The organism is Roseibium sp. ROS1, from assembly GCF_054658215.1.
On the sequence record NZ_BAAGIG010000002.1, the window covers coordinates 527,882 to 551,642 of the forward strand.

Genomic DNA, 23,761 nt, shown 5'->3' on the forward strand with positions numbered 1-23,761 from the left:
CAGCGCAGCATAATTACTGCGCTGCATCAAATAATACCGTAACGGAAGTTTTGAATTAAACAATGTGAGAGCTTGACGAGGCGCGCCGCTTTGCTGCTATCGTTACCCTCCCTCACGTCGAGGAATTGATGTGAAGGGCCGTCAGGCGGCAAAAAACGACAAGAAAATCAGTCCGCCGCAGCTTTGGGAGGAAGTATGATCGAGCTTGTCGTCATCATTTGTGGCCTCTTGTCCATTGCCTATGGGGCGTGGGCCATTCAGTCCGTTATGGCAGCGGATGCAGGGAACGCGCGCATGCAGGAGATCGCCGAGGCGATCCAGGAAGGGGCTAGCGCTTATCTCAATCGTCAATATACGACTATTGCCATTGTGGGGGCCGTTGTTTTCGTGCTCGCCTGGCTATTGCTTTCCGGTACCGCGGCAATCGGATTTGCCATCGGCGCCGTCCTCTCGGGAGCTGCCGGTTACATCGGCATGATGGTTTCCGTCCGGGCCAATGTGCGCACCGCCCAGGCGGCCAGCCAAAGCCTCGGGGCAGGGCTGGAAATCGCGTTCAAGGCCGGTGCCGTCACCGGCCTTTTGGTTGCCGGGCTCGCGTTGCTTGGCGTGGCAGTCTATTTCGCCATCCTCACCGGAATGATGGGGTACGACCCGACGGACCGTACAGTGATCGACGCGCTGGTCGCGCTCGGCTTCGGTGCCTCCCTGATATCGATCTTCGCCCGTCTCGGCGGCGGTATCTTCACCAAAGGGGCTGACGTGGGCGGTGATCTGGTCGGCAAGGTTGAAGCCGGAATTCCGGAGGATGATCCACGCAACCCGGCGACTATCGCCGACAACGTCGGCGACAATGTCGGCGACTGTGCGGGCATGGCGGCCGATTTGTTCGAAACCTACGCGGTGACGGTCGTCGCCACGATGGTCCTGGCCTCGATCTTCTTCACGAGCAGCCAGGCCATCGACCTGATGCACCTGCCGTTGCTGATCGGAGCTAGCTGCGTGGTGACGTCCATCATCGGCACGTTCTTCGTCAAGCTCGGCAGCAACAACTCGATCATGGGGGCGCTCTACAAGGGCTTCATTGCCACGGCGGTTCTGTCCGCGGTAGCCCTCGCGATCATCATCTTCGGCTGGATCGGTGCCGGCACCGAGTTCACGACATCGGGCGGCACGACCTTTACCGGGTTCGATCTGTTCGTCTGTGGTCTCGTGGGTCTCGTGGTGACCGGGCTGATCATCTGGGTGACCGAATATTACACCGGCACGGAGTATCGTCCGGTGAGATCCATCGCCCAGGCGTCGGTGACCGGTCATGGCACCAACGTGATCCAGGGTCTGGCCGTGTCACTGGAAGCAACGGCCCTGCCGGCGCTGATCATCATCGCGGGCATTCTGGTCACCTACGCGTTCGCGGGCCTCTTCGGGATTGCGATTGCGGTAACGACCATGCTGGCGCTCGCAGGTATGGTGGTAGCGCTCGACGCCTTTGGTCCGGTGACCGATAACGCCGGGGGGATTGCCGAAATGGCGGATCTTCCGGCGGAAGTGCGTACCACGACGGACGCCCTCGATGCGGTGGGGAACACCACCAAGGCGGTCACCAAGGGCTATGCCATCGGGTCCGCAGGGCTAGGTGCGCTGGTGCTCTTTGCCGCCTATACGGAAGACCTGAAGTTCTTCTCCAGCAATGCTGCGGAAGGCTCGATCTTCTACGGCATCGACGTCGGCACCCTGTTCACATTGTCCAACCCCTATGTGGTAGCAGGTCTCCTGTTCGGCGGTCTGTTGCCCTATCTCTTCGGCGGCATTTCAATGACCGCCGTCGGCAGGGCTGCCGGAGCGGTGGTGGAGGAAGTCCGCCGCCAGTTCAAGGAAAAGCCGGGCATCATGCAGGGCACGGAACGGCCGGATTACGGCCGTGCGGTGGACATGCTCACAAAGGCGGCGATCCGGGAGATGATCATCCCCTCGCTGCTGCCGGTGCTGTCGCCCATCGTGGTGTTCTTCCTGGTCAAGGCCGTGGCAACGCCGGCCGACGCCTTCGCGGCGCTTGGAGCAATGCTGCTGGGTGTGATCGTGACGGGGCTCTTCGTGGCCATTTCCATGACCGCCGGTGGCGGTGCCTGGGATAACGCCAAGAAGTCCTTCGAGGACGGTTTCACCGACAAGGACGGTGTGACCCACCAGAAAGGCAGCGAGGCGCACAAGGCCTCGGTGACAGGCGATACGGTTGGGGATCCCTACAAGGATACCGCCGGTCCGGCCGTGAATCCGATGATCAAGATCACCAACATCGTAGCCTTGCTGCTGTTGGCGATCCTGGCGCACTGACGCCCCGGAAAAAGAAAGCCCCGGCCGATGGCCGGGGCTTTTTGCATAGGGTTGAGACTCTTGCCTCAGAGGCCAAGGCTCGGGTTGGTCGCACCGCGCAGGATCTGCGTCAGGAAGCCATAGTCGGCACCGCCCGTACGGGTCTTGCGGGTGACGATGTCGACGATCTTGCCGTCTTCAAGCGAGTAGTTGCCGAGGTCCTGGACGTAGCCGTCCTTGTCGAAGTAAACCGCGACGACGCGCTGCTCGACGATATCCGGAGCCATGAAGGCGGTCGTGGCGGTTTTCTGCGAGATGTAATAGTAGGCATCGCCGTTGAGGCTGGACGTAGTCGACGGGGTTCCCAGGACCAGCTCAACCTGTTCGCGGCTGGAGCCGACCTGAACCTGGTTCAGCATGTCGCTGGTGATCACGTGCCCGTGCGTATAGGTGGAGGTAAAACAGCCGCCGAGCGGTAAGGTGACCAGAAGCGGAAGGATCAGGGCGCTTGCCTTGAAGTTCATCTAAGAATTCCCGTTTCGCCAGACCGGTCTGGCTGCTCTTGAATTTCGTTGCTTGGCAAAGTCACTATCGTGGGATAGGGCACAAGGCAACACCTGACTTAAAAGGAGATGCCATGCTGTTTGGCCTGTTCCGCCGTCGGACCCGCGATGCCGAGCACAAGGTCTATTGTGAAATCGTGGCTCAAGCACGGCAGCCAGTCTTTTACACCGACTTTCAAGTGCCCGATAGTGTCGACGGCCGTTTTGACATGATCGTGGCCCATGCAGTGCTGTATTTCCGCCGGATGCGCGGGGAGGGGAAGTCGGTCTCGGAGTTTACGCAGAACGTCTTTGACCTGTTCTTTCTGGACATGGATGCATCGCTGCGTGAAATGGGTGTCAGCGACACGCGCGTGCCCAAGAAGGTGAAAGTCATGGGCGAAGCCTTTTATGGTCGTGCCGATGCCTATATTCCGGCGATTGAATCAAAAAACGTTGAGGAGCTGGCAGAGGCGCTCGGCCGCAACATCTATCCGGATGCACCGGAGCCGGTCGCACAGAAGCGTTTGGCGTACTATATGCTGGAAGCTGCCGAAAGCCTCGAGGGGCAGACGGTGGAAGCACTGATGAACGGGAGCATCGTCTGGTCCGACCCTGAAAAATTCAAGGCATTGCCGGTCTGAGAGCCAAGCCGTCGGTGCAAGAGGCCGCGACAAAGGTGCCAAGGTAAAAACAAAAATGACAAAAGAAACTTTCCCCTATTCGTACAAGGTCAACGCCGCCCGCGTTGTCGACAAGGACGAACGCGTCACTGTCAGTCCGGACGAAGCCGCGCTCAAGGCCATAGCAAAGACCTATGAGCTCGATGGTATTCGTGACCTCAAGGCGGATTTTCTTCTGAAACCGTATCGCAAGGCGGGGCTGCGTGTGGTCGGTCCGCTGACGGCAACGCTGGAACAGACCTGTGTGGTGTCGCTGGAACCTTTCGAAAGCCAGCTGAAGATCGATGTCGATCGCACCTTCGAGCCCCAGTCCAGCCGGCCGCGCAAGGTAAGCGATCTCAATGAGGACGGCGAGATTGAAATCGACCTGGAAACGCTCGACCCGCCCGATGTCATTCTGGACGGTGTTCTCGACCTTGGTGCCGTGATCTGCGAGGAACTTGCACTTACGCTCGACCCGTTCCCCCGCAAGCCAGGAGTGGAGTTCGAGGGTGGCGATGGCGACGACGACAGCGTAGATGAAGAGCCCGAGGCCAAACCGTCCCCCTTCGCCGCCTTGAAGGCACTCAAGGAACAGCCGGATAACTGATATCCATTGTATTCACAGGTGCCGGAACGATTTGGACTGGGTCTTCATGCAGGTTTTCAACGTCAGAACTCTCCGCGATCAGGAAAACGGTTGTCAGTCTTGCCAAAACCGTTATGTTCGCGCCCGTTCTAGGCCCTTGCCGGACCTGCAGGACTTTGTCTGGAAGCACCACTCGGTGCTGTTCTTGGTAGCGAAACGTCAAAAGACCTTCTAGATGGCGAAAACTATTCCGATTTCTCTGGATGCCATGGGCGGCGATCATGGGGCTGACGTCGTCATTCCCGGGGCGGAAATTGCGCTTGTCCGCCATCCTGACATCCGTTTCCTGCTGTTCGGCAATGAAAAGGTCGTGCTGCCACTCCTGGAAAAGTATCCAAGGGTTCGCGATGCTTCGACGTTCCATCATTGCGATGTCTCCATTGCGATGGACACCAAGCCGAGTCAGGCACTGCGTCAGGGCCGCTGGCGCTCGTCCATGTGGCGGTCCATCGAGGCGGTAAAGACAGGCGATGCATCCGTTGCGGTCTCTGCCGGCAACACGGGCGCGCTCATGGCCATGTCCAAGTTCTGCCTGCGGACAATGGCCAATATCGAACGTCCGGCGATCGCGGCCATCTGGCCAACCATGCGCGGCGAGTCCGTGGTGCTTGATGTCGGTGCAACGATTGGCGCCGACGCACAGCAGCTTATCGATTTCGCCATTCTCGGTGGCGCCATGGCGCGGGCCCTGTTCGGTGTCCAGAAGCCGAGCGTCGGCCTGCTGAACATCGGCGTGGAAGAGGTCAAGGGACTGGAAGAGGTTCGCACCGCCGGCCGGCTTCTGCGCGAAACGCCGCTGCGCTCGCTGCATTACGCCGGTTTCGTCGAGGGTGATGACCTTGGAAAAGGCACTGTAGATGTCGTCGTGACCGAAGGCTTTGCCGGTAACATCGCGCTCAAAACCGCGGAAGGCACAGCCAAGCAGATCGGCAGTTACTTGCGTTCGGCCATGAATCGGACCTTTATGTCCAAAATCGGCTATCTCTTCGCCAAGGGCGCCTTTGATCTGCTGCGCGAGAAAATGGATCCGCGCAAGGTCAACGGCGGCGTGTTCCTGGGACTGAATGGCATTGTGATCAAAAGTCACGGCGGGACGGATGCTGAAGGCTATGCCTCGGCGATCGACCTTGCCTACGACATGGTCAAAAACGAACTGACACACAAGATCGCCCAGGATCTTGTGCATTATCATCGTGGCCGCTTCGCAGAAGCCGCGCCGACATCGGAAGGTGATTTGTGAGCGTAATCCGTTCGACCGTAACCGGCTGCGGAAGTTTCCTGCCGGAAAAAATCCTGACCAACGACGATCTCTCCAAGATGGTCGACACGTCTGACGAATGGATCGTTCAGCGCACCGGCATCCAGCAGCGCCATGTTGCAGCCGAAGGCCAGATGACCTCGGACCTTGCTCTGGAAGCTGCCAAGCGCGCGCTGGAAAGCGCCGGCCGGGATGCTCAGGAGATCGACACCATCATTCTGGCGACCGCCACACCAGACAATACCTTTCCGGCAACGGCTGTCACCGTCCAGGCCAACCTGGGCATCTATCACGGTGCCGCATTCGATGTGCACGCCGTATGCTCGGGCTTTGTCTATGCCCTGACGACGGCCGATGCCTATATTCGGGCCGGCTTGTCGAAGCGCTGCCTGGTTATCGGTGCAGAGACGTTCTCACGCATTCTGGACTGGACCGACCGGACGACCTGCGTTCTCTTCGGCGACGGCGCTGGTGCTGTCGTGGTGGAAGCATCGGAAGGCGAAGGCACGACGGCTGACCGGGGTGTTCTCACATCGCACCTTCGCTCCGACGGCCGGCACAAGGAAAAGCTCTTCGTCGACGGTGGACCGTCCTCGACCGGTACCGTTGGGCATCTCCGGATGGAAGGCCGTGAAGTCTACAAGCATGCGGTCGGCATGATCACCGACGTGATTGAAGATGCCTACAAGGCAACGGGCACTACATCGGAAGATCTCGACTGGTTCATTCCGCATCAGGCCAACAAGCGCATCATCGATGCCAGCGCCAAGAAACTCGGTATCGCACCTGAGAAGGTCGTGACCACGGTCCAGCATCACGGCAACACCTCTGCCGCGTCCATTCCGCTTGCACTGGATACGGCCGTCAGGGACGGACGTGTCAAAAAGAACGATCTCGTGATGCTGGAAGCAATGGGCGGCGGATTCACCTGGGGCTCCGTTCTGCTGCGCTGGTAAGTCCTGTCTAACTTCCTACGACAAATCTGATTTCCACCAAGAGTTCCGGTTGACCGGCTCGCCGCAAGGCCGTACCGTATGGCCTTGCATCGGAGTTCTTGTGCAAAATCAGCCAGATGATGGCGTCGTTGAGGAGGGGTTATGGGCAATCGGACTATTACCCGCGCTGATCTGTGTGAGGCCGTTTATCAGAAAGTTGGTCTGTCCCGGACCGAGTCTTCTGAATTGGTCGAACGCGTACTTTCTGAAATTTCCGACTGTCTTGTGACCGGAGAATCAGTAAAATTATCAAGCTTCGGGTCTTTCGTGGTCCGCTCCAAGGGGGAGCGCATCGGCCGCAATCCGAAGACCGGCGAGGAAGTACCTATTTCACCGCGCCGGGTGATGGTGTTCAAACCGTCTAACGTATTGAAACAGCGGATCAATGATGCGCTGACAGGACAGGCCAGCAAATAGCCAGAAAATTATAAGACCGGATGAGCTCGCAGGAAAAAAGCCCCGACGCCTTTCGTACTATCAGCGAAGTCGCAGAAGATCTTGACCTGCCGCAGCACGTGCTGCGGTTCTGGGAAACACGCTTCTCGCAGATCAAGCCGCTGAAGCGTGGGGGAGGTCGCCGGTACTACCGGCCGGACGATGTCGAGCTTCTGAAGGGCATCCGTCATCTGCTCTACGGTGAAGGCTACACGATCAAGGGTGTACAGCGGATCCTGAAAGAGCAGGGGCCACGCTTCGTCATGCAGATCCGGCATGAAGACATGTCGGCCCTGCAGGCCGTTGCCACTGCAGAACCGGCACAGGCGGAACCTGCGCCTGCCCCTGCGATGATTTCTCAAAATGGCCAGCATGAAATCCATAACGGCCCGTTGCCAAGCGGCGTTTTGGCGGACAATGCACCGGAATCGGCACCAGCCCAGGGTCATGGGCATTTCAGTATTCTTGGTCGCCTGCGCGGTGAGAAACCGGCTCAGGGCACAGGATCCCATTCGTCCGTGACGAAGGAGGATATCCGCCGCCTGCAGGCAACCCTCTTCGAGTTGCTGGAATGCAAGCGAACGCTGGATCAGGCGCGCTGACCTTCATACCTGGCCTTACTGGTCTGCCTTGCGTTTGAAAAGTTTCGCCAGGAAGCCAGGTTTGCCGGCCTTTTCCGAAGTTTCGTTCGAAACCTGAGCCTGCTTGACGAAGTCTCGCAATTCGGCAACCGACATCCTTTTTGATGACGGGGAAGTCTTTCCAGCAATGCGGGTGTCATCCGGCCGTCGGGCTGCGGTGGCGATCGTCTGATGAACTTGCGATGCGGTTGGTGGTGAAACGGGTGTAGCCGTTTCAGGGTAAGCTGGTGTAGCTGGCTGGTCTGGCCGGTCCAGTGCCGACATCTCCTGCTCGAATGCCTCCTCGCTCCGAACTTCTGGAAGCTCTTGAGAGGCAGGCTCTTCTTTCAGTTCCTGTAAACGTTCCAGGATGGCTGCGTCCACGGGGTCGTGCGGATCCAGCTCTGCATCCTTGTTCCCGTCCGTATAGTTCTCGGTTTCATTCAGGTCTTCATCGTAGCGAACGTATTTTGTCGGCACATCTTCACGGAGGATACCGAATTTGGGATTGTGGACGACCTTGAGTTCAATCGTACCCAACCCGTCATCGTCTTCCTCATGGTAGATCACCTGGATCTTTTCGTTTTCCTCACGGCCAAAAACGTCTCCATCACCGATCAGGCGACTACTCTTGTTCGTGAACTTTGAAAACGCGACGAGGATCTCGGCAAGGTACTCTGGCGGCAACCTGCAAGGCAGCACCTCCACTCTGTACCCGGTTAGCCACTGGGAGCCGATCCCCATCATGCCGATCAATTGCTCGCCGGTTTCGGGATCCTGTTGTCCGTAAGGATTGGGCAAGAGGTACAGGTCGTCGTGGTTTGAGGCACGAGCCAGTGCCGAGAAGGCATCCGGCTTCAGCAGGAAGCTGCTTGGAGCCCAAAAGACGGCGTCCGGCCGGGATCTTTCCACGATGATCGCCGTGATCAACCTTGCGATCTCCATGGCTTGCAAGGTTTCCTCAGCCTCGCAGAAAGCGAGACTTTCCACTCCGGAAAGTGTCTTCAGGTTCTCTGGCAGCGAATCCGTGGGGATGAGGCTTTTTCTGACCGAAATCTGCGTGCAGGCCGCAATCTCGTTCAAAAGGTCGGCCGCTTCCGGAAAAGCGGTCCGGGCATAGATCGTTTCAAGCGCAGCATCTATCAGTGGCGTGTGTTCGAAGAGGCCTGACTGTGTGACAAGGACATGGAACTTGCCGCACAGAAAACGCTTGTTGACTTCGTCGGACGTGTTCAACAGCTGGCAGGCGCTGCGCGGAACGCCCACCTTTTCCGCGACGGCTACAATGACAGCCATGATCGCGTCTCCGTCAAGCGGCTGATAGCGCTTGTAGAGGATCTGGGAATCGACGCTTGGAAGCGGATGCGTTTTCAACGGTAAGACCACACCTGATTTGCGGAATGATGCGGGAGGTTAGGCAACTTTGGTGAAAAAGGCCTTATCGCCTCTCACCTTGGTTGCCCAAACCGGTTCCTGCACGTCACTCCAGTCCGAGGCAGGACGCATAAAAGCTCGTGGTTGCCGGCCAGTCCGAAAAGATGCCCTTGACGCCAACCTGGCGCGCCAGAACATCCACAACCTCATAAAGCTTGCCGTCGCCGTCGATGGCATCGTTGACGGTCTGATAATACCAGCCGCCGCCGGACGCCAGCGGTCCCGACCTTTCAAGCGTCCAGGCAATCAGCTCGATACCGGCTTCCTTTGCTGCAATCGCATAAGCCGAGGGAACGATCTTGCCGTCTTCCTGCGCAAGAAGGACAAACAGCGGCGGTGCGAGGTAGTTGACGCCCATGTCCTTCAATTCGGTCATGGAAGGGGAGAATGTTTCCGGATCCATGGGATCGACATCGCGGCGGCTTTCAAGGAAGACTGCCTGCTTGCCGAAGTCCGGTTCGTTTTCGATCCAGTAGAGAACGTCATCAAGGTTGAAGGATTGCGGGTAGACGTCTTCTGCCGGAATGCCTGCCGCCTTGTATTCGTCAATCAGTTTCTGGGCGTAGTCGGCCTGGGTAAAGCCATCAAATGGCATCTCGACTTCAGGGGCCTTCAACTCCGGAGTGAATTTCACGCCGAGGTCCTTGAAAAGGCGGATCGAGGCATCGTGTGTCAGCAGCGTTCCCGTGCCCGCGTAGAGGTCCGTGCGCCAGGGTGCGGTTCCATTCTGGTAAGCTTCAGGCGTTGTTGCCGTTTTGTCTGCACTGTCCATCTTGCCCTGCAAGGACGAGAACTCAGCCAGGGTCAGATCACTCGTCCGACATTCGGCCGCGGCCGGCGTCTCACCCGAGGCCGGAGTGAAGCCCGTGGTGCATTTATCGGCGAGATCGGTCGTCAGAATGTTCGTGGTCGTGTGCAGATCGTTCTGGGAATGCCGGCATACCAGTTCCTTGTCCTTGGTAAAGGTGACGTCGCATTCCAGGATGCCCGCTCCCATGAGTGCCGCAGCCCGGTAGCCTTCCTCCGTGTGTTCTGGAAACTGCAATGGGGCCCCACGATGGCTGATGGAAAACAGGGTGCGTTTTGCCGGCTTGCCGATGCAGGCTTCCAAGGTGTCCTTCAGTGGGCCGTCAGTCATCTGGGACACAAGATAGGCGGGGCGGGGCCCAAGCTCGACAGTGCCTGCTTGTGCAGGCAAGACGGCACACAGCCCGGTCAGGCAAAGAGCAACTTGTTTGAGGTGCATGAGGTATCCAATGGCTTTCGTGGCAAGAAGGGCAATAATTAGCGGCACGCATGCCGGGAGCAAGTGCAATAGCTGCAACTAGGCAGGTTGCCAGGCAAGTCTGAGTGCTTCCGGGCCTCTCACGGACAGGCCACGCTTGTAGGTGACGTTGTTGTCAACCAGCTCAATCGTGCTGAACCTTTTCAGCAGTGTTGAAAAAATGATGTCCATGTCCAGACGTGCAAGATGGTTGCCGAGACAGAAATGTGCGCCCCGGCCAAAGGCAATGTGCCAATTCGGCGTTCTGCCAACATCGAAGCGGTCAGCGTCGGGAAATTGGGCCGGGTCGCGGTTGGCTGCTCCATAGAGGACGCCGAACTTCGTCCCGCGCGGATACGCGTCGCCGCAAACCGTCATGTCCTCGGTGGAATAGCGGTGGAAGAACGGCAAGGGAGATTCATAGCGGAACATTTCCTGCACGGCCGTTTTCATCAGCGAGGGATCTTCGCGCAGACGCTGCAGCTCTTTCGGAAACTTCAGCAGCGCATGCATGCCGCTGCCGAGAACGTCAATGGTTGAACCGTGACCGGCCATCAGGATCAGCATGGCGGTGGAGATGAATTCGTCCTCGTTCATCTGGCCGGCCCGTTCAGCTTCGATCATGAGCGACAGAAGGTCGTCCTGTGGTGTGCGTTCGCGCTTTGCTTTCAGCGTTTGCAGGTAGTGATAGAATTCGGTCGTGTTGCGTTCGGCCAGTTCCTTGCGCTCATTCGTCCGGTCGATGTCGAAGTACTGAACAATGTTTTCCGACCAGATGCGCAGCTGCGGGCAGTCCTCATCGGGAACGCCCAGAACACGGCCGATGATGTGACCTGGAACATGGGCGGCCAGATCTTCGATAAAGTCGATTTCGGTGCGGTCTGACAGACCGTCGAAAAGGCGGTCGACATAGGCCTGTATGTCATCGCGCAACTTGCCGACCATCACCGGCGTGAACAGTCTGAACACCTGCTTGCGCAGCCGGTCGTGAATGTCCCCGTCGCTGTCCAGCAGAGAGAACTGCACGAACCGGGAATGATGCGGCATGTCGTGCCAGTTCTGGGCACGTTTCATGTCCGCGATTTCTTCCGCGCTCGCGATGTGGTCCATGGAGCGCACCATCTTGCCGTTCTGTACGATTTCCGAAACGTCATCGAACGTCGCTGCCAGCCAGATATCGAAATCCTCGAAGTAAGTCAGACCCTTGCGGTCACGCAGTGCGGCGTAGAACGGGTAGGGGTCTTGTGCAAAGGCATCGGACAAAGGCGCGAAGGAAAGGTCTGTGGACGGGCTCATGAAGGGCTCTTGAGGTCGGGTTGGATGGGGTAGAATTGTGATTCTTGGCAGGGTCGAAGATTTGGCTGGCCAAGTGCAAGCGAAAAGCGGGAGCTATGGGCCATTTTTGACGTGTTTGGGTGAGTTATCCCAAGCCAGGCCTTCAGCTCTTGGGGATTGTGAGGAAATGACATTTCTGACGATATCGGCAGAGGTTCTGAAATCTTAACAATTCCTAAACGCGGGCTGGAAGGCCTGCTTGCACAGACCAGCAGAACCGTGAGTGCGTGAGGCCGAAATGCGTGTGCCAAAGGCTTTCAGTGACGAGTACCAGAACTTCTTGCGGGAGACGGGCTTGGACAACCCCAATCCGCAAGCCCTCCTCATGGAACTTGCCTCGCTCTCCATGGAAGTCTACCTGAAGGAAATCGCCTGGCTTTCCGAGTTCATCGGCAAGATCGAGCGCGCGAAAAAGGCTGCAGCCTGACGGTAAGCTGTTGACTGGATTGAGCCATTTCTGGCGGAAGACATGTTTCTCCGGAATTTGGTCTCGTGCCTATCGAAGATTGTGAACCAAGTCGTTGCAATTAAGATGACGAATGACGCTACGTGAAGCATACTCGGACGATATAATGTCCGGAGCAGCTGTTTCATGTCCATCAGTCAGTTCTCCACCACCAAGGAAATTCTGAGGTTCGAGGGCGCCAACAAGGCGGCCTATTGGCGCAAATTCGCTTTGCTGCTGTCGCTTGCCGTGATCATCGCGACGATGGGCCTGTTGCGAAATTCCGGTGCTGTCGTGATCGCGGCCATGCTGGTGGCCCCGCTTATGACCCCTATTCTGGGCATCGCCTCATCAATCGTGATGGGATGGATCGGTCGGGCTCTTGTCCTGATGCTGACGGTCTGGGTAGCGGCAGCATGCAGTATCGTGATCTCGTGGCTGATTGTCTGGATCGCGGATGCGCCTTCAACGCTGCTGCTGCCGGATGAAGTCCTCAGCCGGAGCAATCCCGGGGCGGAAGACATGGTCGTTGCGCTCGCCGCGGGCATTGCCGGTGCCTATGTGCAGATCAGGAAATCGGAAATCAGCCTTTTGCCTGGAGCGGCGATAGGCGTGTCCCTGGTTCCGCCGCTCGCGGCAGCAGGGATCCTGTTGTACTTCGGAGAACAGGAGGCGGCCTATGAGGCCACATTGCTCTTTGCCACCAATTTCGGGGCGATCATCTTCTCCGCAAGCCTGGTCTACATCATCCTGGGCCCACGGGAGCGGCTCTTCCGCAAGGCGCATCGGGGCGTCAAGTTCACGCTCGGCATGACGGTCACGCTTGCCTTCCTGTCGGTCGTTCTGGTCCAGCTTCTGGCGGCAACCTACCTGCGCTACATCGAAACCGGAACAGAGGCCGTTCTGGCACAGCGCACCAAGGAGTGGGCGGGCGACACGCCTGTCGAGATCATAAGGGTCGACGTTCATGCCCGCACCAGGATTGCGGAAATCTGGGTACTTCTCGATCTGCCATCGGACGCGCAGTACAAGATCGGCTCACTCGACGATTTTCTGCCGGTCGCCATGAAGGAACATCCGTTCAGAGAGGCCGCCCGTGAAGTTCTGGGAGAGGATTACAAGGTGGTCGTCAGATACCAGACACGCATTGCCTGGCTTGTGGATCTCGCCACGGAAACGATCGATGTAGCTCCTTCTGTCGATACCGTCAGAGAGGACTGACAGGTCAGGCAAAAACAAACCCCGCCAGAGCGGCGGGGTTACGAGAGACTGCGTGTGCTATTCCGTCCTAGGAGGCGGTCGACAGCGACTGGCTTGCCAGATAGGCAGCCTTGGCCGGAACCGAGAGCCAGGCCTGTGCCTGAGCGACGCGTTCCGGCGTGTAGTGATGTTCTTCGTGAAGCATGTTGACGGTACCAACCAGCGTATCGCCGAGAACAACGGGCAGGTTGATGACGGAGCCGCAGCCAAGCCGGCCTATCAGCTCGTAATCGGGAAAGACGGTCGCAATATCGGCAAGCGTGTTTGCGACAAAGCTTTTCCGGTCCTTGTGTACGGTTTCAAACCAGCGGTCATAAGTGATCGGTTTGGTTCCGGAGACCGGGTAGTCTTCCGGATGCGAAGTGTAGGAGCGCTGCGCCAGCTCGGTTTTCATGTCGGCTGTCATGAACGTGAACAGCTTCACGCCAATGGTTTCCTGCGTCAGCTTCAGAAGAGCATCAAAAGGCGCATCCGGTGTGATCGCGGTGGAAAGGGCATGGTCAAATGTGGCCAAAGGGCCTGTGAAATCGGTCATTTGTCGAAATCTCGAGCAATTCTGGTTGACGTTAGGCAGGGTGCAAGATGCCGCCGCTGGCGGCATAGAGTTCGCGGGAATAAGGATCTGAGAGCTGACCCGACTTGAGAGCGTCGACACCGGCAATTTCCACCACGCGGCCATAGCGCATGACAGCCAAACGGTCGCACAGGAACGAGACAACCGGAAGGTTATGCGTGACCATAAGATAGGTCAGCCCCTGTTCCCGCCGCAGCTTTTTCAGAAGGTTCAGGATTTCCGCCTGTACCGAAACGTCCAGTGCGGATGTCGGCTCGTCCAGCAGTAGAACGCGCGGTTCCAGCATCAGCGCACGGGCGATCGCCACTCGCTGGCGCTGACCACCGGAAAGCTGATGCGGAAAGCGGAAGCGGAATCGCTGGTCCAGACCGACGGCGGCAAGCATGTCTTTCACTCGGCCGTCCCGACCGCCAATACCATGAATGGCGAGCGGCTCTGCAAGGCATGTATCGATGGTCTTGCGTGGATGAAGCGAGCCGTAAGGGTCCTGAAACACCATCTGGCAGGTTTCGGCAAAGGTCCTGTCCGGTGAATGTCCGCGAGGTTTTCCTTCAACGGCAATGGTGCCGGTCCAGTCCGGGGCCAGTCCGGAGATTGCCTTCAGGATTGTCGATTTGCCTGAGCCGGATTCCCCGACCAGCGCAAAACTTTCCCCTTCAGCAACATCGAAGGTGACGTCGTGAACAACAGCCGTGTCGCCATAGCTGATGGTGAGGTTTTCAAGATGGATGGCGGCGTCGGTCATGTTCCACCTCCCGTGGTCCAGGTACTGCGGTCGAGAACGGGCAGCTCATCACGGTCTTCATTCATGCGCGGCATCGCGGCAATCAGGCCACGAGTGTAGGGATGCTGCGCGTTGTGCAGATCGCTCGCCTTGCACTGCTCGACGATCTCGCCGCTATTCATCACCAGGATGCGGTCGCAGTAGCGGGACACCAGGTTGAGGTCATGACTGATCAGGATCAGACCCATGCCCTTGCCGGTGACCAGATCGTCGATAATGTCCAGGACCTGTGCCTGCACGGAAACATCAAGCGCGGAGGTTGGTTCATCTGCGATCAGGAGATCAGGTTCCGGGATCAGCATCATGGCGATCATGATACGCTGGCCCATACCGCCGGAAACCTCGTGCGGATAAAGACCCGCAACCCGTGCCGGATCGTTGATGCGCACAGCTTCCAGCATGGCAAGCACCCGTTCCTTCAGCTCCCGGCGTGGCAGCTTCTTGTGGGTGACGAGGGCTTCGGCAATCTGCTCGCCTACGGTCATCACCGGGTTGAGCGAGAATTTGGGATCCTGCATGACCATGGAAATGCGGGCGCCGCGCAGATCGCGCATCTGGCGTTCGCTTCGGCTGAGGAGGTCCATGCCGTCGAAGGTCATGCGCCGGGCGGTGACCTTTCCGGGTTTCCGGATCAGGCGCAGGATCGACCGGCCGGTCATGGATTTGCCGGAACCGGATTCGCCGACAATTCCAAGCCGTTCCCGCCCAAGCGTGAACGAAATACCCTTGACGACATCGACCGGGCCGCGGGCTGTCGGGAAGGTGACGGTGAGGCCGTCAACCTCGAGAAGCGGGGCGCTCATTGCTTGTCTCCCTGCTTGGGATCGAGCACGTCGCGCAGGCCGTCACCGAGGAAACAGAAACCGAGGCTCACCAGGATGATGGCAAAGCCCGGCATGGTGGCGACCCACCACTGGTCGAGAATGAAATTCCGTCCGCGCGAGATCATCGCCCCCCATTCCGGCAGAGGCGGCTGGGCGCCGAGACCGAGAAAGCCGAGACCGGCGGCCGTCAGGATGATGCCGGCCATATCCAGCGTCACGCGAATGATCGTGGAAGAAGCGCAAAGCGGCAGAACGTGACGGAGGATAACCCGGGCGGAAGACGCGCCTTGCAGGCGCACCGCCGCGATGAACTCTGCATCGCGGAAGGTAATCGTTTCCGCTCGGGCGATACGCGCATAGGCAGGCCAGGCGGTGATCGCAATGGCGATGATGGCATTCTCGATGCCGGGTCCAAGGGCTGCCACAAAGGCAAGCGCGAGGATCAGCTTCGGCATGGACAGGAAGATATCCGTCACGCCCATCAGCACCCGATCGGTCCAGCCGCCGAAATATCCGGAGACCGCACCGACGATGAGGCCAATTGGAGCGGCGATGACGGCCACCATGGTGACGATCATCAGCGTGATGCGCGCACCGTAGACAACGCGGGAGTAGATGTCCCGGCCAAGCTCGTCGGTGCCCATCCAGTGGGCCGCGGACGGCGGCATCAGGCGGTTTGCGAGATCCTGGCCGATGGGAGAGTAAGGGGCGATCAGCGGAGCGAAGATCGCCATCACGATCAGGACCAGGATGATAAAGCCCCCCACCACGGCAAGCGGATTGCGCAGGAGTGCTGCAAAGACACGCCAGGCGCGGCCAAGATTGGCCTGCAGGCGCGAGGCGGGGCTATCGTCGAGAAGCCAGTCGATCATTTGCGGGCCCTCGGATCGAGAATGCGGTAGAGCACATCGGAAATCTTGTTGATGAGGATGAACACGGCACCGATGACGAGCGTCGCGCCCAGCACGGCGTTCATGTCGGCATTGAGAAGGGCACTGGTCAGGTAATTGCCGATACCGGGCCAGGAGAACACGGTCTCGATCATCACGGAGCCTTCCAGAAGAGCGGCATAGGACAGGCCGATCACGGTGATCAGCTGGATGCGGATCGGGTAGAACGCGTGGCGCCAGATGACACGGCGCTCGGGCACACCTTTCACCCGCGCGGTCGTCACATACTCGTGCCCAAGCTGATCCAGCATGAACGACCGGGTCATGCGGGCGATGTAGGCAAGGCTGAAGAAACCGAGGATCGACGCCGGCAGCATGAGGTGATCGAGCGCGTTCCAGAAGATGTCCCATTCGCCTGCGACAACACTGTCGATCAGGTAAAGCCCGGTAACGGGATCAACGATGCCGTCGTAGAAGATGTCGATACGGCCCGGACCGGCAACCCAGCCGAGGCCGGCGTAGAAGACCGCAAGACCAACCAGGCCAAGCCAGAACGCGGGGACGGAATAGCCAAGAAGGCCGAGGACGCGGATCAATTGATCGATCCAGGTTCCCTGGCGGGTGGCGGCCAATACGCCCATAGGTACGCCGAGCAGCACGCCGATCAGGATGCCGATCGTGGCCATTTCCAGGGTGGCGGGGAAGAACCGCCCCAGGTCTTCAGCGACCGGCCGACCGGTGGAAATCGACATGCCGAGATTGCCGGTGAAGACGTCGCCCACGTAGGAGAAAAACTGGATGACCAGTGGCCTGTCCAGCCCCATCGCCTGACGGGCAGCTTCATAGACTTCGTTCGAGGCCCTGTCTCCGACTACTGCCAGAACCGGATCGATCGGCACCACGCGGCCGATGAAAAACGTGATTGCAAGCAGGCCAAGGAACGTTCCGGCCGTTACAAGACAGAAGCGCAACAACGCCGCCACACTGCCCAGCAGTTGGCTCGTCAACAGGCCCTCTCGTGCGTCGGTTACGCTCTCGGAAGGCTCAAAAGACATGCCGGTAGCGGCCTGTCGCCGTTCCCTGTTCAACCGGATTCTTCAAGTCCGTTCTCCACACTCATATGACTCATTTTCTGAATTTGAGTCTTCAGGTTGTTGTTTTTAAACAGCTTTCAGAAAGCGCTCGTAAGGCGCTTTTTTCAAAGGTGTCTAAAAAAGTTCTTGGAGCATACAAAAAAATCTGGTTACATCAAAAAAATTTTGATGGGAGTAAAAATCTTTGAGCAGTTCGACAGCACGTGCCGCTTCCGATGTCGATACAAAGGTTGGCGCGCTGATCCGTGCGCGGCGCCGGCAGCTGGGGTTCACCCTGCAACAGCTGAGCGATGCTTCGAACCTCTCGGTCGGGTATCTCAGTCAGGTCGAGCGCGATCACGCGACACCGACACTCGGATCTCTGGCGGGAATCGCCAGGGCACTCGGCGTCGGGCTGGATTATTTCGTTGCCCAGCCACGGGCCCAGGATGCACTGACCCGTGCCGCCACGCGGCCCAATTTCTCCATTTCCGGTTCCGCCGTAAGCTATGAGCGGCTGGCAACCGAGTTTCCAGGCAATCAGCTTTCCTCGTTCATTCTCACCGTGCCGCCGGGATATGCCTCGGAAACGGTGAGCCACGAGGGCGAGGAGCTGATCTACATCCTGGAAGGGTCCATCACCCAGTACCTCGACGGCGAGGCGATGGTGATGACCGCTGGCGACAGCCTGCATTATCGGGGCAACACCCCGCATGCCTGGTCAAACCCGAACGATGCGCCGGCAAAGATCCTGTGGACCGGCACCCTCACGATTTTCAACGCCGGCGACGAGAAAACCAGCCGCATCGAGCTGGTGTCGCCTGACAAGAGCGCGGTGAAGCCGAGCCGCGCCAAAAACAAGAACAAATCCTAACCCCCTGACAGACGGAGACGAAGAAATGAAACTTTTAAGGACCGCGCTTCTGGCGGCCGCCCTGGCAATGCCGATGGCACTGCCTGCCGGTGCCGCGACACCGGACAACATTCTGGTGGTGGCGCAGAACATCGACGATATCGTCGCGATCGATCCTGCCCAGGCTTACGAGTTTTCCTCCGGCGAGCTCGTGACCAATGTCTACGACCGCCTTGTGCAATATGACGCCGAAGACCCGACAGTTCTGGCACCGGGCCTTGCTGCCGAATGGCAGGCTGACGCTGATGCGAAGACCATCACCTTCACCCTGCGCGACGGTGCGACGTTCCATTCCGGCAATCCGGTTCGCGCTGAAGACGTGGTGTTCTCTTTTGCCCGTGTCATCAAGCTGAACCTCACCCCGGCCTTCATCCTTGCCCAGCTTGGCTGGACGGCGGAAAATGTCGAGGACATGGTCACGGCCGACGGCAACAAGGTCGTTGTCAAATACGAAGGTGACTTCTCTCCGGCGTTCGCCCTCAACGTCCTGGCTGCCCGTCCGGCTTCCATCGTCGACGAAAAGACGGTGATGGAGCACGAGGAAGATGGCGACATGGGCAACAAGTGGCTCAATGCCAATTCCGCCGGTTCCGGTCCGTTCGAACTGCAAACCTACCGCGCCGGAGAACTCGTGCGTTACAAGTCCAACGCTGATTACTTCAAGGGCGCACCGAAGGTTGAAGGCGTGATCATCCGTCACGTAGCCGAAGCTGCAACCCAGCAGCTTCTGCTGCAGTCCGGTGATGTCGACATGGCCCGCAACCTGACGCCGGACCAGATCGCCGGCATGGAAGGCGACACCATCAAGGTGGAAACCTATCCGCAGGCAGCCGTGCACTTCCTGTCCTTCAACCAGAAGAAGGACGTGCTGCAGCCTGAAGCGGTGTGGGACGCTGCCCGTTACCTCGTCAACTACAAAGGCATGACCGACAGCTTCCTGAATGGCCAGATGGAAATCCATCAGGCTTTCTGGCCGAAGGGCTTCCCGGGCTCCTATGACGAGACGCCTTACACCTACGATCCGGAAAAGGCCAAGCAGATCCTGGCGGATGCCGGCATCGAGACGCCGATCACGGTAACCCTAGACGTGATCAACTCCACCCCGTTCACGGACATGGCCCAGTCGCTGCAGGCAAGCTTTGCCGAAGCCGGGATCAATTTCGACATCATCCCGGGCACCGGTTCGCAGGTTATTACCAAATACCGCGAGCGCAGCCATGAAGCGATGTTGCTCTATTGGGGCCCGGACTTCATGGACCCGCACTCCAACGCAAAGGCCTTTGCCTATAACAGCGACAACTCCGACGACAACTACCAGGCAACCACCACGTGGCGGAATGCCTGGGCTGTTCCGGCCGAGATGAACGACATGACCAAGGCTGCCTTGGCCGAGAGCGATGCGGAAAAACGCAACGGGATGTATGTCGAACTGCAGAAGGAAGTTCAGGCCAAGTCGCCGATCGTGATCATGTTCCAGGCGGCCTATCAGGTCGCGATGGACCAGAAGGTCGAAGGTTACGTCAACGGTGCAACGTCCGACTTCGTCTACTACCGTCTGGTAACGAAAAACTGACGCCAGAAACCAGGCCGTCCCGGTTTCCGGGGCGGCTTTTTTGTTTGCTGACACAGCACACTGACTGACCAACCCCTCCGGAGTTTCCTGAAATGTCTTCCCTTTCCGATCAGCGCCTTGCCGCTTTGCGCGAGCGGATGTCTGCGACCGGGACCGACCTTGTGGCCATCGGTCCGTCCAGTCACATGATGTATCTGGCTGGTCTCGATCCTCATGGTGACGAACGGCCGGTGATGCTTCTGGTTTCCAGGAGCCATGCGGGCTTTCTGATGCCGGCGCTCAATGTCGACAGCTCACGCCAGAAGACGCACTTGCCCTTCTTCCCCTGGCGTGACGACGATGGACCGGATGCCGCGCTTGCCACATTGCTGGAAGCCTCCGGACTTCCTCAATCGCCAAGTGTCGTCATCGACGAAACCATGCGTGCCGATTTTGCCCTTCTGTTGCTGGACGCGCTCCCGGGGGCTTCTCGCCGGTTTACGGATGACACGGTCGGCTTCCTGCGTGCTCGAAAGGAAGAGGACGAATACCGCCGTCTTAAAGCCAGTGCCGTTCTGAACGACACTGCCGCCATCGCGGGCTTCGACGCCCTGACACCCGGCATCACGGAACTTGAGATCGCTGCCGTCATCCGGGACGTCTACAAGCAGGCAGGCGCGACCCCGGTTTTCACCTCGGTCTGTTTCGGTGGAAACGGCGCCTTTCCGCACCATCACACCGGCGAAACACAGCTGAAGGCCGGCGATGCCGTGCTGATCGACACCGGTGGCCGTCTCGAGGGGTACCCGTCCGACATGACCCGTGTTGGCTTCTTCGGAACGCCTACGGCGGAATTTGAGAAGGTCCACGCCATCGTCAACAAGGCTGTGGAAGCAGCGCTTGCCGCTGCAAAGCCTGGGGTCTTGGCAAAATCAATCGACAAGGCGGCTCGGGATGTCATTGCAGATGCGGGATATGGTGACTTTTTCACACACCGGACCGGCCACGGCCTCGGAATAGACATACATGAACCGCCATATCTGACGGCGACCTCCGAAACCGTACTGGACGAGGGCATGGTGTTCTCGATCGAACCCGGCATCTATCTCCCCGGCCAATTCGGCCTGCGTCTGGAGGAAATCGTCATCTTGCGGAAAGACGGCGCGGAAATCCTCTCCGACCTGCCGCGATCGGCGGTTGTAAGGTGAGGGTACTCCAGTAAACGGACACGAAGCCGTTTTGGGAAACGAGGTCGGATTGTGGTCCCTTCGCCCTTGAAGGAACCTGAAAATCTTATACAGATTCGCGGCAAGACCTGCCTTGAAGCGGGGCTTGCCACGAAACGTGACCGCGAGACCCGAAACGGACTCATGCTCGAAGTAATTGAACTGGACATTCCCGAGGTCAAGATTCTCCGGCCGAAGAGGCATGGTGACAGCCGTGGTTTCTTCTCCGAAACCTACAACAAAGCGCTTCTTTCCGACGCCGGAATAGACATCGATTTCGTCCAGGACAATCATGCCTACTCTGCGGAAAAGGGAACGGTCCGCGGTCTGCATTACCAGACGCCGCCGTTCGCGCAGGACAAGCTGGTGCGTGTCGTGCGCGGAGCGATATTGGATATCGCTGTGGATCTGCGGCAAGGGTCTCCGACTTACGGCAAACACGTCTCGTCCGTTATCTCCGCGGAAAACGGCGATCAGATCCTGGTTCCGATAGGATTTGCCCACGGGCTGGTGACCCTGGAGGCGCACACGGAGGTTCTCTACAAGGTCTCGCATTATTATGCTCCGGAGCATGACCGGGGCATCGTGTGGAACGATCCCGATCTGGACATTGATTGGCGAATATCTGAAGCCAATGCCATCCTGTCGCAAAAGGATCAGAAACTCCCACGCCTTGCCGATGCTGCCAGCTGTTTCACGTACCCGGAGGCCAGTGAACGATGAAGGTTCTTGTCACGGGGGGCGCCGGCTTTATCGGTTCGGCGGTCGTGCGAAAGCTGGTGTCGCAAGGCCTGGCAGAAGTCGTCACCGTGGATGCCCTGACATATGCCGGTAACCTGGCGTCACTGGCGCCGGTCATGGAAGAACGCCGCCACCGGTTCGTGCAGGCAGACATCCGGGACGCGGAGGCAATGGCCAGTCTGCTGGAGGCAGAGGCACCCGACGCTGTCATGCATCTGGCGGCTGAAAGTCACGTCGACCGGTCGATTGATGGCCCGGCTGCCTTTATCGATACAAATATCGTGGGCACCTACACCTTGCTGGAGGCGGTGAGGGGGTATTGGTCCAGCTTGCCAGTGTCTCGAAAGGAAGCCTTTCGCTTTCATCATGTGTCCACCGATGAAGTCTATGGCAGTCTCGGTCCGACAGGGGCCTTCAAGGAAACGACCGCATACGCGCCGAATTCTCCTTATTCCGCATCAAAGGCGGCGTCGGATCACTTGGTCAGGGCTTGGCACCATACGTATGGGTTGCCGGTGGTCACCTCCAATTGTTCCAACAATTACGGGCCTTACCAGTTTCCGGAAAAACTGATCCCGTTGATGATCCTGAACGGCCTGGAGGAAAAGCCTCTGCCGGTCTATGGCGCGGGAGCAAATATCCGTGACTGGCTACATGTCGAAGATCATGCGGATGCGTTGTGGCTGGTCTTGACGCGCGGCACACCGGGCCGAGTTTACAACATTGGCGGTGACGCAGAGCGTCGAAACATCGATGTAGTCCATCTGATCTGCGATCTGCTGGACGAAACGGCGCCAGGAGGAAAACCCCGCCGAGAATTGATCGCGTTCGTGACAGACCGTCCTGGCCACGATGCGCGCTATGCGATGGACATTTCGCGGATCGCTGCCGAACTCGACTGGCGACCCAGTCATTCATTCGAAAGCGGGTTGCGCCAGACGTTGGACTGGTACCTTGCCAATCGCAGCTGGTGGGAGGCAATCCGTAGCGGTCAATATAGAGGCGACAGGCTGGGACTGGGTGCAAATGGTGTTTCAAGTGCATCTGTCGGTGTTCCATGACCCGTGTTCTGCTTACGGGAGCGAACGGTCAACTCGGTTATGAAGTCATTCGGCAAGCCCGGGTGCTGGCTCTTGATGTCGTGGCTCTCGACAGATCGACACTCGACATAACCGATCGCGGAACCGTGGCGGATGTCGTCCAGAACTTGGCGCCCGACCTGATCATCAATGCGGCTGCATACACTGCCGTTGACCGTGCCGAGACCGACCGGCGGGCCGCCTTTGCGGTCAACCGCGACGGAGCGCGCAATCTTGCGGAAGTGGCCGAACGGCGGGGTGCCGTCTTGATGCATTTCTCCACGGACTACGTGTTCGACGGGGCAAAGCCGCAGCCTTATGTGGAAGAAGATACAGTCGGCCCGTTAGGCGTATATGGCGAAAGCAAGGAGGCCGGGGAGGCTGCCGTCCGCACAGTCTCAGAACGTCACCTGATCCTGCGCACATCCTGGGTATACGGCGTGCAAGGTGCGAACTTTGTTCGGACGATGCTGAGGCTCGCACGGGAGAAGGATGTAATTCGGGTGGTCACTGACCAGACAGGATGCCCGACATATGCCGCCGACCTGGCTGAAATCGCATTGCAGCTATCCGTGCAGGTCCTGAAAGGCAATTTTCCGAAGGGTGGATACGGAACATTTCATTGTGCCGGACAGGGGCAAGTGAGCTGGCATGGGTTTGCATCCAAGATATTCGAACTGGCCGGGGAACGATTACGCAAACAGCCGGAGCTGATTGGCATTCCGGCGTCGGAATTTCCAACGCTTGCAAATCGGCCGGCGAACTCGGCGCTTGACTGCTCTAAACTGTCACGTGTCCATGACCTTTCCGCCAGGGACTGGCCAGTGGCACTGTCCGACATGCTTGACCGCCTGTATCTAAACGCCTGATATCTTGCGGGCAAGCAATTGGAATTG

Annotated in this window: 24 protein-coding genes; 15 read left to right on the plus strand and 9 right to left on the minus strand. The window is 58.5% G+C overall.

What is annotated here, in order from left to right:
• Positions 1 to 195 precede the first annotated feature (195 nt).
• Positions 196 to 2,331, plus strand: coding sequence for a sodium-translocating pyrophosphatase (locus ACYQ6M_RS10620; protein WP_023003813.1), 2,136 nt, complete (start codon positions 196 to 198; stop codon positions 2,329 to 2,331).
• Between the two features lie 65 nt (positions 2,332 to 2,396).
• Here ACYQ6M_RS10620 and ACYQ6M_RS10625 read toward each other — a convergent pair whose 3' ends face one another.
• The gene (locus ACYQ6M_RS10625) at positions 2,397 to 2,834 is read right to left on the minus strand and encodes an outer membrane protein assembly factor BamE (protein ID WP_006931570.1); all 438 of its coding nucleotides are present in this window, start codon (positions 2,832 to 2,834) and stop codon (positions 2,397 to 2,399) included.
• Between the two features lie 38 nt (positions 2,835 to 2,872).
• Between ACYQ6M_RS10625 and ACYQ6M_RS10630 the strand changes: the two genes are divergently transcribed.
• The 6 genes from ACYQ6M_RS10630 to ACYQ6M_RS10655 all read left to right on the plus strand — a co-directional run bounded on the left by ACYQ6M_RS10630 (position 2,873) and on the right by ACYQ6M_RS10655 (position 7,453).
• Positions 2,873 to 3,496, plus strand: a complete 624-nt coding sequence (locus ACYQ6M_RS10630) for a ubiquinol-cytochrome C chaperone family protein (RefSeq protein ID WP_208993360.1) — start codon at positions 2,873 to 2,875, stop codon at positions 3,494 to 3,496.
• A gap of 55 nt (positions 3,497 to 3,551) precedes the next feature.
• Complete coding sequence (locus ACYQ6M_RS10635; protein ID WP_055653457.1) at positions 3,552 to 4,124, plus strand: YceD family protein; 573 nt, start codon at positions 3,552 to 3,554, stop codon at positions 4,122 to 4,124.
• 214 nt (positions 4,125 to 4,338) lie between these two features.
• Positions 4,339 to 5,403, plus strand: a complete 1,065-nt coding sequence (gene plsX, locus ACYQ6M_RS10640; RefSeq protein ID WP_023003817.1) for a phosphate acyltransferase PlsX — start codon at positions 4,339 to 4,341, stop codon at positions 5,401 to 5,403.
• Positions 5,400 to 6,377: a beta-ketoacyl-ACP synthase III gene (locus tag ACYQ6M_RS10645; protein WP_152507017.1), complete on the plus strand. Its 978-nt coding sequence runs from the start codon at positions 5,400 to 5,402 to the stop codon at positions 6,375 to 6,377. Before plsX ends, ACYQ6M_RS10645 begins: the two co-directional genes overlap by 4 nt.
• A 141-nt stretch (positions 6,378 to 6,518) precedes the next feature.
• Positions 6,519 to 6,833, plus strand: coding sequence for an integration host factor subunit alpha (locus ACYQ6M_RS10650; protein WP_023003819.1), 315 nt, complete (start codon positions 6,519 to 6,521; stop codon positions 6,831 to 6,833).
• A gap of 20 nt (positions 6,834 to 6,853) precedes the next feature.
• Positions 6,854 to 7,453: a MerR family transcriptional regulator gene (locus ACYQ6M_RS10655; RefSeq protein ID WP_460073705.1), complete on the plus strand. Its 600-nt coding sequence runs from the start codon at positions 6,854 to 6,856 to the stop codon at positions 7,451 to 7,453.
• A gap of 15 nt (positions 7,454 to 7,468) precedes the next feature.
• On the opposite strand, the gene ACYQ6M_RS10660 is transcribed toward ACYQ6M_RS10655, so the two are convergent.
• The 3 genes from ACYQ6M_RS10660 to ACYQ6M_RS10670 form a co-directional block, all read right to left on the minus strand.
• On the minus strand, positions 7,469 to 8,845 hold the full coding sequence (locus ACYQ6M_RS10660) for a hypothetical protein (RefSeq protein ID WP_460073707.1): 1,377 nt from the start codon (positions 8,843 to 8,845) through the stop codon (positions 7,469 to 7,471).
• A gap of 106 nt (positions 8,846 to 8,951) precedes the next feature.
• Positions 8,952 to 10,151: a glycerophosphodiester phosphodiesterase family protein gene (locus ACYQ6M_RS10665; protein ID WP_460073709.1), complete on the minus strand. Its 1,200-nt coding sequence runs from the start codon at positions 10,149 to 10,151 to the stop codon at positions 8,952 to 8,954.
• A 78-nt stretch (positions 10,152 to 10,229) separates the two neighbouring features.
• Positions 10,230 to 11,465, minus strand: a complete 1,236-nt coding sequence (locus ACYQ6M_RS10670) for a cytochrome P450 (protein ID WP_460073711.1) — start codon at positions 11,463 to 11,465, stop codon at positions 10,230 to 10,232.
• Positions 11,466 to 11,742: 277 nt separating this feature from the next.
• Here ACYQ6M_RS10670 and ACYQ6M_RS10675 point away from each other — a divergent pair, with 277 nt between their 5' ends.
• Both ACYQ6M_RS10675 and ACYQ6M_RS10680 read left to right on the plus strand, forming a co-directional pair.
• Positions 11,743 to 11,931 carry a hypothetical protein gene (locus tag ACYQ6M_RS10675; RefSeq protein WP_460073713.1) on the plus strand — a complete coding sequence of 63 codons (189 nt, stop codon included), beginning with the start codon at positions 11,743 to 11,745 and terminating at the stop codon, positions 11,929 to 11,931.
• A 165-nt stretch (positions 11,932 to 12,096) separates the two neighbouring features.
• Complete coding sequence (locus ACYQ6M_RS10680; RefSeq protein ID WP_228866028.1) at positions 12,097 to 13,170, plus strand: DUF389 domain-containing protein; 1,074 nt, start codon at positions 12,097 to 12,099, stop codon at positions 13,168 to 13,170.
• Between the two features lie 67 nt (positions 13,171 to 13,237).
• On the opposite strand, the gene ACYQ6M_RS10685 is transcribed toward ACYQ6M_RS10680, so the two are convergent.
• From ACYQ6M_RS10685 to ACYQ6M_RS10705, 5 genes are read right to left on the minus strand one after another with little or no spacing between them, the layout of a single operon-like run.
• A complete protein-coding gene (locus ACYQ6M_RS10685; protein WP_075281479.1) occupies positions 13,238 to 13,744 on the minus strand; it encodes a GAF domain-containing protein in 507 nt (168 codons plus the stop codon).
• Positions 13,745 to 13,775: 31 nt separating this feature from the next.
• Positions 13,776 to 14,528 carry an ABC transporter ATP-binding protein gene (locus ACYQ6M_RS10690; protein WP_023003827.1) on the minus strand — a complete coding sequence of 251 codons (753 nt, stop codon included), beginning with the start codon at positions 14,526 to 14,528 and terminating at the stop codon, positions 13,776 to 13,778.
• On the minus strand, positions 14,525 to 15,370 hold the full coding sequence (locus tag ACYQ6M_RS10695; protein ID WP_460073716.1) for an ABC transporter ATP-binding protein: 846 nt from the start codon (positions 15,368 to 15,370) through the stop codon (positions 14,525 to 14,527). Before ACYQ6M_RS10695 ends, ACYQ6M_RS10690 begins: the two co-directional genes overlap by 4 nt.
• Positions 15,367 to 16,263, minus strand: coding sequence for an ABC transporter permease (locus ACYQ6M_RS10700; RefSeq protein WP_023003829.1), 897 nt, complete (start codon positions 16,261 to 16,263; stop codon positions 15,367 to 15,369). Before ACYQ6M_RS10700 ends, ACYQ6M_RS10695 begins: the two co-directional genes overlap by 4 nt.
• A complete protein-coding gene (locus ACYQ6M_RS10705; RefSeq protein WP_055653475.1) occupies positions 16,260 to 17,336 on the minus strand; it encodes an ABC transporter permease in 1,077 nt (358 codons plus the stop codon). Before ACYQ6M_RS10705 ends, ACYQ6M_RS10700 begins: the two co-directional genes overlap by 4 nt.
• A gap of 223 nt (positions 17,337 to 17,559) precedes the next feature.
• Here ACYQ6M_RS10705 and ACYQ6M_RS10710 point away from each other — a divergent pair, with 223 nt between their 5' ends.
• The 6 genes from ACYQ6M_RS10710 to rfbD all read left to right on the plus strand — a co-directional run bounded on the left by ACYQ6M_RS10710 (position 17,560) and on the right by rfbD (position 23,734).
• A complete protein-coding gene (locus ACYQ6M_RS10710; RefSeq protein ID WP_023003831.1) occupies positions 17,560 to 18,228 on the plus strand; it encodes a cupin domain-containing protein in 669 nt (222 codons plus the stop codon).
• 25 nt (positions 18,229 to 18,253) lie between these two features.
• Positions 18,254 to 19,840, plus strand: a complete 1,587-nt coding sequence (locus ACYQ6M_RS10715; RefSeq protein WP_460073719.1) for an ABC transporter substrate-binding protein — start codon at positions 18,254 to 18,256, stop codon at positions 19,838 to 19,840.
• A gap of 92 nt (positions 19,841 to 19,932) precedes the next feature.
• Entirely contained in the window at positions 19,933 to 21,027 is a 1,095-nt protein-coding gene (locus tag ACYQ6M_RS10720) for a M24 family metallopeptidase (RefSeq protein WP_055653481.1), read from the plus strand.
• Between the two features lie 162 nt (positions 21,028 to 21,189).
• Positions 21,190 to 21,768, plus strand: a complete 579-nt coding sequence (rfbC, locus tag ACYQ6M_RS10725) for a dTDP-4-dehydrorhamnose 3,5-epimerase (RefSeq protein ID WP_460073721.1) — start codon at positions 21,190 to 21,192, stop codon at positions 21,766 to 21,768.
• On the plus strand, positions 21,765 to 22,847 hold the full coding sequence (gene rfbB, locus ACYQ6M_RS10730; RefSeq protein WP_460073723.1) for a dTDP-glucose 4,6-dehydratase: 1,083 nt from the start codon (positions 21,765 to 21,767) through the stop codon (positions 22,845 to 22,847). Before rfbC ends, rfbB begins: the two co-directional genes overlap by 4 nt.
• Positions 22,844 to 23,734, plus strand: a complete 891-nt coding sequence (rfbD, locus tag ACYQ6M_RS10735) for a dTDP-4-dehydrorhamnose reductase (protein WP_460073725.1) — start codon at positions 22,844 to 22,846, stop codon at positions 23,732 to 23,734. The genes rfbB and rfbD overlap by 4 nt, the downstream gene beginning before the upstream one ends.
• Positions 23,735 to 23,761 lie beyond the last annotated feature (27 nt).

What these genes read in the sequence shown, in the direction of transcription:
- ACYQ6M_RS10620 (WP_023003813.1), top strand. Translation starts at nt 196, where the DNA reads ATGATCGAGCTTGTCGTCATCATTTGTGGCCTCTTGTCCATTGCCTAT.
- ACYQ6M_RS10625 (WP_006931570.1), bottom strand. Translation starts at nt 2,834, where the DNA reads ATGAACTTCAAGGCAAGCGCCCTGATCCTTCCGCTTCTGGTCACCTTA.
- ACYQ6M_RS10635 (WP_055653457.1), top strand. Translation starts at nt 3,552, where the DNA reads ATGACAAAAGAAACTTTCCCCTATTCGTACAAGGTCAACGCCGCCCGC.
- plsX (WP_023003817.1), top strand. Translation starts at nt 4,339, where the DNA reads ATGGCGAAAACTATTCCGATTTCTCTGGATGCCATGGGCGGCGATCAT.
- ACYQ6M_RS10650 (WP_023003819.1), top strand. Translation starts at nt 6,519, where the DNA reads ATGGGCAATCGGACTATTACCCGCGCTGATCTGTGTGAGGCCGTTTAT.
- ACYQ6M_RS10655 (WP_460073705.1), top strand. Translation starts at nt 6,854, where the DNA reads ATGAGCTCGCAGGAAAAAAGCCCCGACGCCTTTCGTACTATCAGCGAA.
- ACYQ6M_RS10665 (WP_460073709.1), bottom strand. Translation starts at nt 10,151, where the DNA reads ATGCACCTCAAACAAGTTGCTCTTTGCCTGACCGGGCTGTGTGCCGTC.
- ACYQ6M_RS10670 (WP_460073711.1), bottom strand. Translation starts at nt 11,465, where the DNA reads ATGAGCCCGTCCACAGACCTTTCCTTCGCGCCTTTGTCCGATGCCTTT.
- ACYQ6M_RS10675 (WP_460073713.1), top strand. Translation starts at nt 11,743, where the DNA reads ATGCGTGTGCCAAAGGCTTTCAGTGACGAGTACCAGAACTTCTTGCGG.
- ACYQ6M_RS10680 (WP_228866028.1), top strand. Translation starts at nt 12,097, where the DNA reads ATGTCCATCAGTCAGTTCTCCACCACCAAGGAAATTCTGAGGTTCGAG.
- ACYQ6M_RS10685 (WP_075281479.1), bottom strand. Translation starts at nt 13,744, where the DNA reads ATGACCGATTTCACAGGCCCTTTGGCCACATTTGACCATGCCCTTTCC.
- ACYQ6M_RS10690 (WP_023003827.1), bottom strand. Translation starts at nt 14,528, where the DNA reads ATGACCGACGCCGCCATCCATCTTGAAAACCTCACCATCAGCTATGGC.
- ACYQ6M_RS10695 (WP_460073716.1), bottom strand. Translation starts at nt 15,370, where the DNA reads ATGAGCGCCCCGCTTCTCGAGGTTGACGGCCTCACCGTCACCTTCCCG.
- ACYQ6M_RS10700 (WP_023003829.1), bottom strand. Translation starts at nt 16,263, where the DNA reads ATGATCGACTGGCTTCTCGACGATAGCCCCGCCTCGCGCCTGCAGGCC.
- ACYQ6M_RS10705 (WP_055653475.1), bottom strand. Translation starts at nt 17,336, where the DNA reads ATGTCTTTTGAGCCTTCCGAGAGCGTAACCGACGCACGAGAGGGCCTG.
- ACYQ6M_RS10715 (WP_460073719.1), top strand. Translation starts at nt 18,254, where the DNA reads ATGAAACTTTTAAGGACCGCGCTTCTGGCGGCCGCCCTGGCAATGCCG.
- ACYQ6M_RS10720 (WP_055653481.1), top strand. Translation starts at nt 19,933, where the DNA reads ATGTCTTCCCTTTCCGATCAGCGCCTTGCCGCTTTGCGCGAGCGGATG.
- rfbC (WP_460073721.1), top strand. Translation starts at nt 21,190, where the DNA reads ATGCTCGAAGTAATTGAACTGGACATTCCCGAGGTCAAGATTCTCCGG.
- rfbB (WP_460073723.1), top strand. Translation starts at nt 21,765, where the DNA reads ATGAAGGTTCTTGTCACGGGGGGCGCCGGCTTTATCGGTTCGGCGGTC.
- rfbD (WP_460073725.1), top strand. Translation starts at nt 22,844, where the DNA reads ATGACCCGTGTTCTGCTTACGGGAGCGAACGGTCAACTCGGTTATGAA.